The 14,759-nt window shown below is 71.5% G+C and carries 11 protein-coding genes; 2 read left to right on the forward strand and 9 right to left on the reverse strand.

The genetic code is table 11. The annotated features are described in order from the left end of the window. Window positions 1-602: 602 nt before the first annotated feature. Window positions 603-1,391 (forward strand): double zinc ribbon domain-containing protein, encoded by a 789-nt coding sequence (locus VLK66_RS22405; RefSeq protein WP_325311716.1) that lies wholly within the window; start codon window positions 603-605, stop codon window positions 1,389-1,391. Between the two features lie 118 nt (window positions 1,392-1,509). Here the strand turns inward: VLK66_RS22405 and VLK66_RS22410 are convergent, their stop codons facing one another. The 7 genes from VLK66_RS22410 to VLK66_RS22440 form a co-directional block, all read right to left on the reverse strand. Next, complete coding sequence (locus VLK66_RS22410; RefSeq protein ID WP_325311717.1) at window positions 1,510-2,151, reverse strand: hypothetical protein; 642 nt, start codon at window positions 2,149-2,151, stop codon at window positions 1,510-1,512. Between the two features lie 280 nt (window positions 2,152-2,431). Further along, on the reverse strand, window positions 2,432-3,730 hold the full coding sequence (locus VLK66_RS22415) for an amidohydrolase family protein (RefSeq protein ID WP_325311718.1): 1,299 nt from the start codon (window positions 3,728-3,730) through the stop codon (window positions 2,432-2,434). A gap of 99 nt (window positions 3,731-3,829) precedes the next feature. Next, window positions 3,830-4,246 carry a hypothetical protein gene (locus tag VLK66_RS22420; RefSeq protein WP_325311719.1) on the reverse strand — a complete coding sequence of 139 codons (417 nt, stop codon included), beginning with the start codon at window positions 4,244-4,246 and terminating at the stop codon, window positions 3,830-3,832. Beyond that, complete coding sequence (locus VLK66_RS22425) at window positions 4,230-4,685, reverse strand: hypothetical protein (RefSeq protein ID WP_325311720.1); 456 nt, start codon at window positions 4,683-4,685, stop codon at window positions 4,230-4,232. Before VLK66_RS22425 ends, VLK66_RS22420 begins: the two co-directional genes overlap by 17 nt. A gap of 366 nt (window positions 4,686-5,051) precedes the next feature. Further along, window positions 5,052-8,384, reverse strand: coding sequence for an error-prone DNA polymerase (locus VLK66_RS22430; RefSeq protein ID WP_325311721.1), 3,333 nt, complete (start codon window positions 8,382-8,384; stop codon window positions 5,052-5,054). A 60-nt stretch (window positions 8,385-8,444) separates the two neighbouring features. After that, on the reverse strand, window positions 8,445-9,872 hold the full coding sequence (locus tag VLK66_RS22435) for a hypothetical protein (RefSeq protein WP_325311722.1): 1,428 nt from the start codon (window positions 9,870-9,872) through the stop codon (window positions 8,445-8,447). Continuing rightward, window positions 9,799-10,545 (reverse strand): hypothetical protein, encoded by a 747-nt coding sequence (locus VLK66_RS22440; RefSeq protein WP_325311723.1) that lies wholly within the window; start codon window positions 10,543-10,545, stop codon window positions 9,799-9,801. The genes VLK66_RS22435 and VLK66_RS22440 overlap by 74 nt, the downstream gene beginning before the upstream one ends. A gap of 575 nt (window positions 10,546-11,120) precedes the next feature. Here VLK66_RS22440 and VLK66_RS22445 point away from each other — a divergent pair. Next, window positions 11,121-11,273 carry a hypothetical protein gene (locus VLK66_RS22445; RefSeq protein WP_325311724.1) on the forward strand — a complete coding sequence of 51 codons (153 nt, stop codon included), beginning with the start codon at window positions 11,121-11,123 and terminating at the stop codon, window positions 11,271-11,273. 202 nt (window positions 11,274-11,475) lie between these two features. On the opposite strand, the gene VLK66_RS22450 is transcribed toward VLK66_RS22445, so the two are convergent. Both VLK66_RS22450 and VLK66_RS22455 read right to left on the reverse strand, forming a co-directional pair. Next, a complete protein-coding gene (locus tag VLK66_RS22450) occupies window positions 11,476-13,011 on the reverse strand; it encodes an amino acid permease (protein ID WP_325311725.1) in 1,536 nt (511 codons plus the stop codon). 304 nt (window positions 13,012-13,315) lie between these two features. Then, complete coding sequence (locus VLK66_RS22455) at window positions 13,316-14,674, reverse strand: dicarboxylate/amino acid:cation symporter (protein WP_325311726.1); 1,359 nt, start codon at window positions 14,672-14,674, stop codon at window positions 13,316-13,318. Between the last annotated feature and the right edge of the window lie 85 nt (window positions 14,675-14,759).

The raw sequence follows: 14,759 nt of genomic DNA on the forward strand, positions 1-14,759 counted from the left end.
CCCGACTCCCACCGCGAGCACCTCCACCCTCTGATTTCGACGCGACGACTCGGGCTCGTCACCCACTCCCGGCTGTCAGATTTTCGGCCGCCAGAAGTGTCAGACTTTCACCCGGCGTTGACACGGGGCGCCAAACCGGGCTGCGCGCGCGGTAGGCAACGATACGACCGTTGCCAACCGCGCCGGGCCCCCGCCGCGCCGGGCATCCACGCGGTCCCTTCCGCATCGATGCGCGCGCGGCGGTTTCCCGGCCCTCCGGGCGCGCATCCCTCACGCACGTGCGCGTCCGCGAGCCTCGCGCCGCCCTCACCCGCGCCGGAGCCGGAGGACGCGGCCCTATCCCGTCCCGGGAGAGGGTGGCCATCCAGCATCGGGCTGCCGGAGACTCTGGCTCACGCCGAAGCCCGGATCGGGCGCAGATCCCGGCGAGCTACTTCTCCCGGTACGGGAGAGGTGGACGGCCTCGGCCGGCCGGAGAGGGCGTGATGCGCCGTACGCGCACTCCCGCACTCCCGCACTTGTCCGCCGCACTTCCGCGAGCTCCGCTTCGCCCGTAGCTTTGCGCCACTCGAACCACGCTCTCGAACGCACCCAGCACGGTAATGACCGAGACCTGTCCCGCGTGCGGCGCCCAGGCGTCCGGACGCTTCTGCGAGCACTGCGGCGTGGCGCTGAGCGCCGCCTGCCGCGAGTGCGGCAACCCGCTCCCCAAAGGGGCGCGGTTCTGCAACATGTGCGGGGCCACCGCGGCTCCGCCGGCCACCGCCGCCACCCGCTCCTCCACGCTCCCCTGGGCCGTCGCGGGCGTCGCGCTGGCGGCGCTCGTTGCGGTGCTGGTGATCCCGCGGCTGGGCGGACGCCAGGAAGCACCGGCCGCGCAGCCGCCCTTCGCCAGCGCGGGAGACGTGCCTCCCGCCGCCGGTGCCCCGGGCGTGCCGTCCGGGAACCCCGGCGCGGTGGACCTGTCGTCGATGACGCCGCGCGAGGCCGCCGACCGGCTGTTCAACCGCGTGATGACCGCCGTCTCCAATGGCGACACCACGCAGGCCAAGCAGTTCCTGCCGATGGCGGTGATGGCCTACCAGCGCGTGGATTCGCTCGACGCCGACGGGCGCTACCACCTGGCCGCGCTGCAGATCGTGGGCGGAAACTTCGACGCGGCGCGCGCGGAGGCGGACAGCATCCTGGCGCGGAACCCCACGCACCTGTTCGGCCTGTTCACCGCCGCCGAGGCGGAGCAGCGCCGCGGCAACTCCGCCGCCGCGAAGGACTTCTCCCAGCGCTTCCTGCGCGCCTACGACTCCGAGCTGGCGAAGAAGCTTCCCGAGTACGAGGAGCACGCGCAGGGTCTCCCGGCGATGAAGGCCGCGGCGGAGCAGGCGGTGAAGTAGGACGAGTACGGAAGTACGGAAGTACGGTAGGAATTTCGCCGGATCCCGGCTGCTCGACAGGGCAGCCGGGATTCGTCTTCATCGGCGATGCACGAAGCTCATTGGCTCACCCGCGGCTTCAGCCCGGCGAGAGGAGGCGCTGGAGCAGTTCGAGGTCGCGGCGGGACGTGCTCGCGAGCGAGGCGGCGATGGCGGCCAGCGCGTCGAGCACCTGCGCGGGCGAGGCGACCCTCACCGCCGCATTTGGCCACCGCGCGAGCCGCACCGCCCGCGAAGGGACGCGCCGGATGAGCAGGTCGTCCCACGAGAGCGGGTCGTCAGGGATGGAGGTGTCCTCGGGAAGGCGGACGAGCTCCCTGCGGCGCCCGGCGCGCAGAACGCCGTCGGAGCCGAGGGCGACCAGACCGAACTCGGCCCAACGCAGCACGAATCCTGGGCCTCCGCGCATCGGGGGCGACGCGGAGAGGTAGCGCGCGAGCACCACGCGGTGGGCGATGCGGCGCCCCGGCATCACCGCGCCGAACACGCCCGGAAAGCGCGCCACACGGCCGGTGAACCGGTGCATCGGCAGGTCGTCGAAATACGCGGCCAAGTCGCCCGCCATCTGCTGCGCCAGCTCGGCGAGCACCAGCCCGGCCGGGGCGCCGCCGGTCACCCGCGCAAGCGCGGTGCGCACATCGAGCAGCTGCGTGCGCGCCAGCGCGACCGCTTCTTTCGCGTCGGCCGCGTTCGGTTCCGGTAGATTAGGTTCGTCTGGCATCGCGCCGGGTGCGTTGCGGTCGTCCGGATGGGCGACGATGCCGGTGCAACTCGCGTGCGGGGCGGGGGGATGCGTGAGGGATGCGCGCCCGAAGGGCCGGGAACCCGGCGGGGCGGCCGCGAAGGAGCTTCGGGAGACGAGACGGGCCCCTGGGCGGAGACGAACCCGCCGGGGGCCCGGCGCCGTTGGGCACAGTCGTACCGTGCCCTACGGCGCGCGCAGCCCGGTTCCGCGCCTCAGGCGCGGAACACGCCCGAATCCAGCAGTTCCCGGGAGATCGTCACCGCGGCTCGGCGCCGGGGCCGAGGTAGACGGTGCCGTTCTTCATCACGAAGCGCACGCGGCGCAGCGCCGAGACGTCGCGCGTGGGGTCACCTTCGACGGCCACGAGGTCTGCGAAGAGGCCGGGACGGATGCTGCCGATGCGGTCGTCCATGCGGAAGACGCGCGCGTTCACCGAGGTGGCGGCCATCAGCGCCTGCAGCGGCGTCATCCCGTACTGCACCATCAACTCCATCTCGCGCACGTTGTCGCCGTGCGGGAACACGCCCACGTCGCCGCCCATGCAGATGGTGACGCCGGCGTCCAGCGCCGCGCGGAAGCTCCGGCGCTTCTGCACCACCTGCGGCGGCTCCGGCTCGAACCCCTTGCGCCACCCGTGGTACTGCCGGACGGCGTCGGTGGCGGCCAGCGTGGGGCAGTACGCCACGCCGCGCGCCTTCATGAGCTGGAAGACTTCGGGCGTCCCCTCGTCGCCGTGCTCGATGGTGGCGACGCCGGCCAGGACGGCGCGCCGCATCCCCTCCGGCGTGCCCGCGTGCGCCGCCACCGGCCGCCCGGCGCTGTTCGCGGCCTCGACGATGGCGCGCAGCTCGGCCTCGGTGAAGGTGGCGCGCGATGGCTCGTCGGTGCCCCAGCGGTAGTCGGCGTACACCTTCACCCAGTCGGCGCCGTGGCCGATCTGGTCGCGGGCGACGCGGGCGGCTTCCTCGGGGCCGCTGGCCTCCTCGGCGCCGAGCGGAAGGCGCCACTCGGGCGCGCCGCGCGGGCCGTACGCGCCGGTGGCGACGATGGCGCGGGTGACCACGATCATGCGCGGGCCGGGGATGATTCCTTCCTCGATCGCCTGCTTCAGCCCCACGTCGGCGTACCCGGCGCCCTCCGTCCCCAGGTCCCGCGTCGTCGTGAATCCGGCCAGCAGCGTCGCCCGCGCCGAAGCGGTCGCCCGCGCGATGCGGAGCGCCAGGGGCTCGAACAGCACCTGCTCGTCCCACGACGTCTCGTTGTAGGGGTGCAGGAGCAGGTGCGAGTGGCCCTCGATGAGCCCGGGGATGAGCGTGGTGCCGGGGAGGTCCACCACGCGCGCGCCGCCGGCGTTCAGCGAGGCGGCCGGCCCCGCCGCGGTGATGCGGCCGCCCTCCACCAGCACCGCCCACCCCTCGTGCGGCTGGGCGGCGACGCCGTCGAAGACGCGCGCGGGGCGCAGGAGCCAGCGCTGCGGTGCGGCCGGCGCCTGCTGCGCGGCGGCGGCGGTCGCCGCGAGCGGAAGGAGTGCGGCCAGGAGTCGGAGGATGCGCATGCGTTCAGGGCGTGGCGGTGGATCGGATGCTCGGACGCCGACAACCTACGCGCGCGCTCCTCGCGCGCCAGCGCGGACGACGGTTGCGGGCACGACGGATTACCCGCGCGGCACGCGGAGCCTGCGGAACTCCGCCTCCGGCAGCGCCTTGATGCGGTTGCGGATCAGCCAGCGGGCCTTGACGACGAGCTTCCATGCGTCCTCACGCTGCAGGTCCTCGGAAGCCAGGACGTAGTCGGCCTTCTCTCGTGCGCGCCGTAGTAGTGAAAGCCGACTGTCGACCTCCTTGAATGATGCCCCTGCGCTCCGGACTGCCTGCTTCAACGCATCGTGGGTTCCCCACCGCGGTACACTTCCAGGGCCCTGAGCGCCTTCTATCCGATCTTTCAGCGCGAGCAGCGCGGCGTAGTAGGCCCGGTTCACCGCCGTCCTCAGCAGCGCTTCGCGGCTGACTCCCGGGATGTTGCTGCAGCAGATGCTGGCAACCTGTACCCACGATTCAGGATCGAAGCTCATTGGGCTCTCGCCTGGGTTCCCGTTCGGGCCACACCTCCACGTGAAGGTGCCGGAAGCGCTTTCCCGGCAGGAGCCCCATGATCTCGTGGAATACGGCCGATTCGAACTCGTGCAGTTCGTCGTTTATCGGCACGCTTCCGAAGAAGTTGACCACGACGTAGGTGTCGTCTCCATCACTGTCCGCGCTGATCTCCACGCGCATGGGGCCGTATTCGCGCGTGACGCGGGCCCAGGCGTGCTCGATCGCGGACCACAGGCGGTAGCGCCCGATCAGCGCGCGGGCGGAGCGGTCGCGCGCGAACAGGCGCCGCAGCCGCCCGCGTGGTGGGCGGACGTGGCGGGGCGCCGCGTCCACGGCACGCTCCAGAGCCGCGCGCATGGCGGACGTGTCCCTCGGCTTGCTGAATTCGTTCGCGGTCGGGTGCGCCAGCGTGGCCAAGCTGCCTCCCGTGCGGAGTGGACGATTGGAGGCCGAAGTGTGCTGCGGGCCGACGGATCTGTCAAGCCTTCCGCCATCGTCCAACCTGCTGCAACACCGCTACTTACGCGCCAGCGTAGGAACGTGCTGGACGCATGAGCCAGATGCGCGGCGGCGACGATCCGGCTCGGTTACCGATCCGCGCCGGAAGGATGGAGAGGGGGGAGACGACGGAAGCGGAGCGGATGTATGGAGATGCGGAAGCGGAGCGCGAGGTCGGAACGCATCCGGATGAGGGATGAACAGAGACAATGAGCACCGCACCGGAAGCGACACCGCCCGTACGCCGGGAGACAAATCGCCCGGCGCGCGCAGGCGCTCGCGCCGTCAGTGGTAGTCGTGCGAGGCGACTACGGCGGCCGCTTCGTCGAGCTTCAGGGCGTAGAACTGCTCGGCCTTCAGGTTGGTGACGCCGTCCTCCTTCCCCAGCTTGCCGCGCACGGCCAGGATGCCGTTGCCGTTGATGGTCTCGCGCTGCTCGGCGTAGACCCTGGGGTTCACGATCACGTCGATCCGCCCGGTCTCGTCCTCCAGCCCCACGAACACGAAGCCCTTGGCGGTCCCCGGGCGCTGGCGGACGATCACCACGCCGGCGGTGGTCACGCGCTCGCCGTGGGCCAGGCGCGGGTCGTCGCGCAGCTCGGCCAGGGTGCGCACCTCCATCGTCTCCAGCCACGGGCGCAGGTGGCGCATGGGGTGGCCGTCCAGGTCGAAGCCGGTGGTGTGGTGCGCCATCAGCGTGCGCTCGCTGGGCGCCAGCGCGGGGATGCGCTCCTCGAACGCCACCCGCGCGGGCGCCAGCGGCCCGCCGCTGCGCCGCGCGCGCAGCTCGCCCAGCACCGTCCACAGCGCCTGCCGCGGCCCCTCGGGAATCCAGGTGCGGAACGCCCCCGCCGCCGCCAGCGCGCGCAGCCCCGGCTCGCTGTCGAAGCGCGTCACCACGTCCGCCGCCGAGGCGAACGCCCCGCGCTCCAGCTCCGCCTTCAGCCGCGCGCCGGTCACGGAGCCGAGGCCGCGGACGTATCTCAGCCCGATGCGCACGGCGGGCGGGGACGTGCGAGAGTGCGAAGGTGCGAGAGTGCGAGAGTGATCGCCATCGGCGCGGGCCGGCGCCCGTTCGCGCTCCGGGCCCGCGCACTCCCGCACTTCCGCACTCCCGCACTGTGGTTCACTTCCGCACTTCGGTTCACTCTCGCACTCTCGTACTCTCGCACTTTCGCACATCTCCTCCAGCGAGCAATCCCACCCGCTCCGCGCCAGATCCACCGGCATCACCACCACTCCGTGCGCCTTCGCGTCGTGGATCAGCGTGGAGACGGGGTAGAAGCCCATCGGCTGGGCGTTCAGGATCGCGCACAGGTACTCGGCCGGGTAGTACAGCCGCAGCCACGCGCTCGCGTACGCCAGCAGCGCAAAGGAGATGGCGTGGCTCTCGGGGAAGGTGTAGCTGGCGCACGCCTCCAGCCAGCCGAGCACCTTCTCCGCCGCCTCGCTCGACACGCCGCGCTCCGCCATCCCCGCGCGGATGCGCTCCGTGGCCTTCAGCATCTCGGCCGAAGAGCGCTTCCGGCTCATCGCCCGGCGCAGCGCGTCGGCCTCGCCCGGGCTGCAGCCGCTGACCACGATGGCGCAGCGCATCAGCTGCTCCTGGAACAGCGCCAGCCCGTGCGTCCGCGCCAGCACCGGCTCCAGGTCGGGGTGCGGATACTCGGTCGGCACCCTGCCGCGCCGCCGCGCCAGCATCTCCTTCACCTGCCCGCCCAGCATGGGCCCCGGGCGGATGGCGCCCACGCTGATCACCACGTCGTAGAAGCAGGTGGGGCGGAGCCTCGGGAGGAAGTTGGCCTGCGCGCGGCTCTCGATCTGGAACAGCCCGATGGTGTCGGCCGCGCCGATCTGGCGGTACACCGCGGGGTCGTCCAGCGGCAGCCGCCCGATGTCGATCTCCACCCCGCGCCAGCGGCGGATCAGCTGCACGCACTCGCCCAGCAGGCGCAGCATCCCCAGCCCGAGAAGATCGAATTTCGGCAGACCGGCGTCCGCGCAGTCGTCCTTGTCCCACTGGATCACCGTGCGCGCGCTCATCGACGCGGGCTCGATGGGCACGACGGACGACAGCGGCTTCGCGGAGATGACGAAGCCGCCGCTGTGGATCCCCCGGTGGCGCGGGAGGCCGTCCAGCCCCGCGACGATGCGGACGAGGGCGCGCGCCCGCGGCTCCGCCGGATCGAGGCCGATCGCCTGCAGCGCCTTCCCCTCCGACATCTCCAGCCACTCCGCCGCGGTCTTCGCGGAGGTGTATCCGTCCACCCGCTTCGCCAGCCAGTCCGCCTGCGTGGCGGGGAAGCCGAGGACGCGCATGGCGTCGCGGATCGCCGATCGCCCGCGATACTCCACGTGCGTGCACACCATCGCCGCGTGCGCGCGCCCGTACTTCTCGTAGACGTACTGGAGCACGCGCTCGCGGGCGTCCATCGCGGCGAAGTCGATGTCGATGTCGGGCGGCTCCGGGCGCTCCAGCGAAAGGAAGCGCTCGAAGAGGAGCGAGTGGGCCACCGGATCGACCGCCGTCACCCGCAGGGCGTAGCAGACGATGGAGTTGGCCGCCGATCCGCGTCCCTGGCAGAGGATGCCCTGGTCGCGCGCGAAGCGGCAGATGTCCCAGCAGACCAGGAAGTGGTCGGCCAGCCCCAGCGTGCGGATGGTGCGCAGCTCGTGCTCCAGCTGCCGCCGGTGCGCGTCCGACGCGTCGGGGAGGCGCTCGGCCAGTCCCACGCGGGAGAGGCGCTCCAGGTACGCGTCCGCGCTGGACCACTGCGAGGGGAGCGGGAAGGCGGGGTGGACGGGGCCCACCTTCGCGAGGCGGAACCCCTGGCAGCGCTCGGCGATCTCCAGGGTGCGGCGGACGCCGCCCGGCTCCGCGCGCCACCGCCGCGCCATCTCCTCCGGCTTCTGCAGGCACCATTCGGCGGACGCGCGCAGGGCCCCGCGGCGGTGCGCCTGCTCCAGCGTCAGCTGCTGGGTGACGCAGGTGAGCGCGTCGTGCACCGCGCGCGCGTCGGGGGTGGCGTAGTGCACGTCGTGCGTCACCGTCCACGGGATCTCCATCTCCCGCGCCAGGTCCAGCAGGTCGGCACCGAGCGCGGCCTCGGCGTGGGTGCGGTGGTCCCAGAGCTCGAGATAGAGCCGGTCTCCGAAGGCGTCGCGCCAGCGGCCCGCCTCCGCGCGCGCTTCGTCCCACCGCTCCGCCGCCAGCAGCCGGGGGATGCGGCCGCGCGGGCAGCCGGTCAGCGCGATGATTCCGGCAGCGTGCGAAGCGAGGTCGTCGAAGGAGATTCCCGGGGCGCCGCGGGGGCTGTCCATCCGCCCGCTAGTGAGCAGGGTGCACAGGTTCCCCCAGCCATCGGGGTTTTCCACAAGAAGGGTGGCGTGGGAGCCGTCCCGCAGCGTGATTTCCGCTCCCGAAATCGGAAAAATTCCAGAGCTTTCGCACGCCTTGTGGAAGCGCACGGCGCCGCCCAGATCGTCGTGGTCGGTCAGCGCCAGCGCCCGGTAGCCGAGCTCGGCGGCGCGGGCGGCCAGCGACTCGGGCGTGGACGCGCCGTCACCCAGCGAAAACGCGCTGTGACAGTGCAGCTCCGCGTAAGTCCCTGATTCCATCGCCATTTAGCCGAAATCCGCGCCCATTGCGCCGTGCCGCTGAAGTGCATCGGGTTGGTATCAGTCGTACCACCCCTCCAGATACCACCCCCCCGATGCCGCGTCGCGGAAGAGCAGCCCCAGCCACCCGTCGGGCGACTCGACCCGCCAGTATTCCCGCGCGGTTCCGCCGCTCCACCATCCCCCCGAAATCCGCTCCGGCCCCTCGCAGCGAGTTTTCCACAGACCCGGTGGAAAACTCCCCTTGACAGACCCCGCGAAAAGCCCAAGTCGGCCTCCGTCCACGGCTTGGAGATCCACTCCCAGCGGGCGCCGCTCGGGGCCCTCGCGGACGCGGATCGCGCGGGGCTCGGGAAGGCGCCGCAGGCACAGGTCCAGGCACCCGCGCCCCAGCTGGGGGAGGTCGGGGACGGGGAGATCGGACCCGGGGGGATGGGCGGTGGTGAAGGCCGCGATCCCGCCGCTTCCGCGCGCGTCCCACGCCGCGTGCTCGCCGGGGAGATGCGCCCCGTGGCGCACCGCGCCGCTCAGCGCCCCCTCGCCCCAGCGCGCGAACACGGAGAGGAGCGCGGCGTGCAGCGCGCCGGGGTCGGGCGCCGGCGCGCGGAAGGCGTCCAGCTGGTCGGCCCGCGGCGCCGCGTCGCCGACCGCCTCGAGCCGGATGGCGGCGATGGGCCCGCCCGCCGGCGGCTCCTCGGCGGCGCGGCGGCAGAGGTCGGCCAGCACCCGCGCCTCGGCCGTGGGGCGCGCAGGGCGCACCTCGCGCGCGTCCTCGGTGCGGGTCGCGCCGTCGACGGTCAGCACCAGCCGGAGCCGCGCGGGAATGCGCTGGCGCTCGTCCAGCTGCCGGCAGACCGCGTCGATCAGCCCGGGAAGGACGAAGCGCAGCGGCTCGGTGGATTCGATCGCCGGCTCGAACTCGGCTTCCGCCGCGGGGATCTCGGGATCCGCCGGGCGGAAGGGCCAGCGCGGGTCGACGGCGCCGGCCAGCCGCCACGCCGCCAGCCCGGCCGAGCCGAAGCGCAGCTCCACGTCGGACGGCGACAATTCCGCGAGATGGCCGCAGGTGGCCACGCCCAGCAGCCCCAGCGTCTCGCGCAGGTCGGCGGGGATGGGAAGGAGGGCCAGCGAGCGGCGGCGGAGATAGCGCGCGTCGGCGCCGGCGGGGACCACGCGGTAGTCCGTCCCCCGCTCGCGGGTGGCCGCCGCCGCGGCGATGCAGGTGGAGGCGATCCCCACACGCGCGTCGAAGCCGGCGCGGCGCGCGGCGGCCAGGAGCGCGCGCGCCACCGCCACGTCGCCGCCGCGGCGCTCCATCCCGCACGCGTCGGCCCACAGCGCGCGCGGGTGCTCGCGCACGGGGGTCACGCGCGGGGCGGCGCGCAGCAGGGCGCCGGCCAGCGCGGCGCGCGCCTCAGCGCCGGGCGCCGGCTCGCCGGTCGGCGGCGCGGGAAGCCGTATGCAGGCGATTCGTCGGTTCGTGGACAAGCTCCACCTCGCGTTCCCCCGTGCGCGCGCTCGCGGACCGGGCCATCCGCACCCCCGAGCGCCGGCGGAAGCGCCCGCCCGTGCGCAGCCCCGTGCCCTCGCCCGCGCGGCGGAACTCCAGCCGCACGTCGGCGCGCCACCCGGGGTTTTCGTCCTCCGTCGACACCAGCAGCGCCGTGTCCGTCTCCCGCGCCAGCGCGCGGAGGCGGTGCGCCTCGGTGGGGTCGGGCGCGGGGCCGTCGAGGACCACGAGCCCGAAGGCGCCGGTGCGCACCAGCTGCTCGGCCACCCACGCGCCTTCCATCTCCCGGTCCGCCGTGGGGGGACGGGCCACCCACAGCCCCGGCGCGGAGTGCCCGTCCGGGCCGCACCACGCCGCGGGGTCCAGCGTGTGCGTGGCATCGACCAGGGCGACGAGGGTCTCGCGCGTGGCCGTCTCCACCAGCGCGCGCACGGCGGCGGTGCGCCCCGATGTCCCCTGGCCGCTCCACAGCGTGGCCGCGCCGCGGGGAACGCCGGCGGGAAGGAGCTGGTCCAGCGCGCGCACCCCCGTGCGGAACCCCGCGCGCTCCGGCGCCCCCTCCAGCCCGGGAAGCGGGCGGATGGCGGTGCCGAAGCGCTTTTCCAGCTCCACGCGAAGCTGGCTCAGGTCCCGGGCTGCGGCTGTGCTCACGGTGGCGTCTCGGTATCGTTACCTGTTCCAGCGGCGGCCTCAATGACGCGCGTCTGAAGCAAGAGTAATACCGAATAATTTCCGAAGCAACCCACAGGGCGCGGCAACTCCGTATCACTTTGCAAGCCGATGCCAGACGGAAGTTTACGTGATGTCAAAAATGAGGATCAGGTGTATACATCGTCAAAGTTTTTGCCGCTCACGCCGGGAACGCCGTCCACCTTGACGGCAGGGCAGGAGAGGGTCGGGAAGTGCACGTGGAACACGGGAAGATCATAAGGGGAGGGAGAGCGGGGAGTGTGTTGACGACGTAAACCATTGCGTCGTTCACATGCACGACATTGCAGACATGGGCGCGATCGTCACCTCCCATGAAAAAAAGGCCTCACGCGGAGACGCGGAGACGCGGAGGTGCATGAGCGGTCTCCTCCGCGTCTCCGCGTGAGATTGCCGTTGCCGGAGGCGCGGCGCGGACTCCGTCTCCAGATCGAATCACTTCTTTTCCGCTTCCGTGCGTGCTACGATGGGAGCGCTCCCGACGTGCACGCATCTACCCCAGAAACGAGAAGAGGACGATGGAGAAGCGGATCAGGCTGGCCCTGGAGGAGCTCGCGGTAACGACGTTCGAAACCGAGTCCAAGGACGCGTTGCAGGCGCACGTCATCTCCGGCGCGTATCCCACCTGCAGGACGTGCCCGACCATCAACGGCACCTGCTGCACGCCCTGACGCCAAAGTCTATCTGCTGAAAGAAAGACGCTCACGCGGAGACGCGGAGACACGGAGAACTCACAGCATGTGCTGAGTTCTCTGCGTCTCCGCGTCTCCGCGTGAGATTGCTGTTCCCGAGGCGCGGAGGGAGCGCAAAAAGGCGGCGCCCCTCGCGAAAGGAGCGCCGCCGTCGGATGCGGGAGACGACTGCCGGTGGCGCTCAGCTCCCCGCTGCGGGGCGGTCGCGCAGGTTGCTCTTCCAGTAGCCGTACAGGAAGTAGAACACCAGCCCCACGACCAGCCAGATCACGAAGCGCTTCCAGGTGATCAGCGGCAGCTGGTACATCAGGAAGCCGCACGACAGGATCGCCGCCGGGGCCACGAACCACACCGCCGGCGTGCGGAACGGCCGGTGGCGCTCCGGCTCGCGCAGGCGCAGCGCCATCACCCCGACCGCCACCAGCACGAAGGCGAACAGGGTGCCGATGTTGGTGAGCTCGATCACCTCGTTGATGTTCGCGAACGCCGCGAAGAAGGCCACGAACGCGCCCGTCAGGATGGTCGTCACGTGCGGCGTGCGGTACTTGGGGTGCAGCTTCGCGGCGAACGGCGGCAGCAGCCCGTCGCGCGCCATGGAGAAGAAGATGCGCGGCTGCCCCATCTGGAACACCAGCAGCACCGAAGCCATGGCGATCACGGCGCCGAAGGAGATGATCCCCGCCGCCCAGTTGTAGCCGCGCTCGGTGAACGCCGCCGCCAGCGGGTCGGCGCTGCCGTGCGAGTTCCACGGCACCAGACCGGTCATCACCAGCGTCACCACGATGTAGATGATGGAGGTGGCGATCAGCGACAGGATCATCGCCTTCGGCATGTCGCGCTGCGGGTCCTTGGCCTCCTCGGCCGCCGTCGACACCGCGTCGAAGCCGATGTAGGCGAAGAAGATGAGCGCCGCGCCCGCGAACACGCCGTTCCAGCCGTTGGGCATGAACGGGTGCCAGTTGGCCGGCTTCACCCAGAACGAGCCCATGGCGATGAAGAAGAAGAGGATCGCCAGCTTCAGGATCACCATCACCGTGTTGGCCCACGCGCTCTCGCGGATGCCGATGACCAGGATCCAGGTGATCAGCGCCACGATCAGCACCGCCGGCAGGTTGATGATCACGGGAAAGCCCAGGATGTGCGGCGCCGTGGTCCACGCATGCGCGGCCTCGATCATCGTCGGATCCGTGCTCGGCGTCGCCGCGTGTACTGCCGTGAACCCCTGGAACGCCGTCCGCGGGTCGGTGGCCAGCCACGACGGCATGTGGATGCCGAACCCCGAGAGCAGCGTGGTGAAGTACGCCGACCAGCTCACCGCCACGGCGATGTTCCCCACCGCGTACTCGATGATCAGGTCCCACCCGATGATCCAGGCGATCAGCTCGCCCAGCGTGGCGTACGCGTAGGTGTAGGCGCTCCCGGCCTGCGGGATCAGCGACGCGAACTCGGCGTAGCACAGCGCCGCGAAGCCGCAGGCGATGGCCACCAGCACGTACGACACCACCAGCCCGGGTCCGGCGCCGGGGTGGTTGGGCCCGCCCGACACGGCCGTGCCCGCGCCCGAGAAGATCCCCGCGCCGATGATGGCGCCGATCCCCAGCGCGGTGAGCTGCCAGACGCCCAGGGAGCGCCGCAGACCGTGCTCCACCTCCGTCTGCGGGTCCACGTGCTCGTCGCGGATCTCGCTGATGGGCTTCCTGCGGAACAGTGCGTTCATGGGCTGGATGGAGAAGGGGGCGGCGGGGGAGGGGACCCCCTGGATACCCGTGGCGGGCCCGGTGTGTTGCTGGGACGCCGCGAAACTATGCGCCCCGCGAGCCCTCGCGCAACGGATTCGCGTTTCCGATCAAGGATTCGGCGAAAGATGCATCTCACGCGGAGACGCGGAGACGCGGGGAAAACCGCCGTTCTCCGCGCCTCCGCGTCTCCCGCGTGAGATCCAGCGATGCCCGTGCGAGCACGAAAAAGGGCGAGACACCCAGGTCTCGCCCTTCTCGTTCGATCGATTCGCCCGGCCCGCGTCAGTCCGCCGACGCCGGGTCCATGTCGCCGGCGATGGGGCGGTGGTCGGGGATGCGGCCCACGCCGGGCTCCTGCTCCACGCCCAGCTGGCGGGGCGACTCCTCCGGTGGGATCACGGGGGCGTTCGGGTCGAACTCGCCCTCCCAGCGCGCCATCACCACCGTCGCCAGGCAGTTGCCCACCAGGTTCACCGTGGTCCGCGCCATGTCCATCAGCTCGTCGACGCCCAGGATCACGGCCACGCCCTCCAGCGGCAGCCCGAAGGTCGCCAGGGTGCCCGAGAGGATCACCAGCGAGGCGCGCGGCACTGCGGCGACGCCCTTGGAGGTGATCATCAGCGTCAGCATCATCGTGAGCTGGTGCCAGAACGTCAGCGGGTGCCCGGCCGCCTGCGCCACGAAGATCGACGCCAGCGCCAGGTACAGCGTGGTACCGTCCAGGTTGAACGAGTATCCGGTGGGCATCACGAACGCCACGATCCGCCGCGGCACCCCGATCCCCTCCATCGCCTGCATGGCCCGCGGCAGCGCCGCCTCGCTCGAGGTGGTCGAGAACGCGATCAGCGCCGGCTGCCGCACCGCCTGCAGGAACTTGCGGATCGGCACCCGCGCGGCGAGGGCGATGGGAAGGAGGACGCAGAGGATGAAGACCACCAGCGCGCCGTACAGCGTCAGGATCAGCTTCCCCAGGTTCACCAGCACGCCCAGCCCGCTGTGGCTCACCGTCACCCCGATGGCCGCGCCGATGCCGATGGGCGCGAAGCGCATGATGATGGCGGTGAACTTGAACATGATCTCCGCCAGCGCCTCGCAGAAGCCGATCATCAGCTCCTTGGGCCGCCCGCGCACCTGCGACAGCGCCACCGCGAACAGCACCGACCAGAAGACGATCTGCAGCACCTCGTTGTGCACCGCCGCCTCGGCAAAGCTCTGCGGCACCAGGTGCTCCAGGAACGAGCCCAGCGTCAGGTCGTGCCCCTTGGCCGCCAGCTCCGCGCCGGTGGTGGCGGGCGCCTGCAGCTGCACGCCCACGCCCGGCTTCACTAGGTTCACCGCGCCCAGCCCGATGAACAGCGCGACGGTGGTCACCAGCTCGAAGTAGATGAGCGACTTCAGCGCCAGGCGGCCCACGCGCTTCATGTCGTCGCCGTGCCCCGCGATCCCGATCACCAGCGTGCTGAAGATGATCGGCACGATGATCGACTTGATCATCCGCAGGAAGATGGTCGACAGCGGCTTCAGCGACGTGGCCTCGAACCCCCCGTTCCCCACGGGGAAGAGGAAGCCGAGCAGCACGCCGGTGGCCATGCCGATCAGGATCCACTGGGTCAGCGAGACGCGGCGGAAGAGCTTCAGCATCGTGTGAGCGGGTAGCCGGTGGGGGCGGAGCGGGCGCGGGCGCACCCGGAAACGAAGGCCGCCGCCCCGTGAGGCTCACGGAGCG

This window comes from Longimicrobium sp. (assembly GCF_035474595.1).
GTDB lineage: Bacteria > Gemmatimonadota > Gemmatimonadetes > Longimicrobiales > Longimicrobiaceae > Longimicrobium.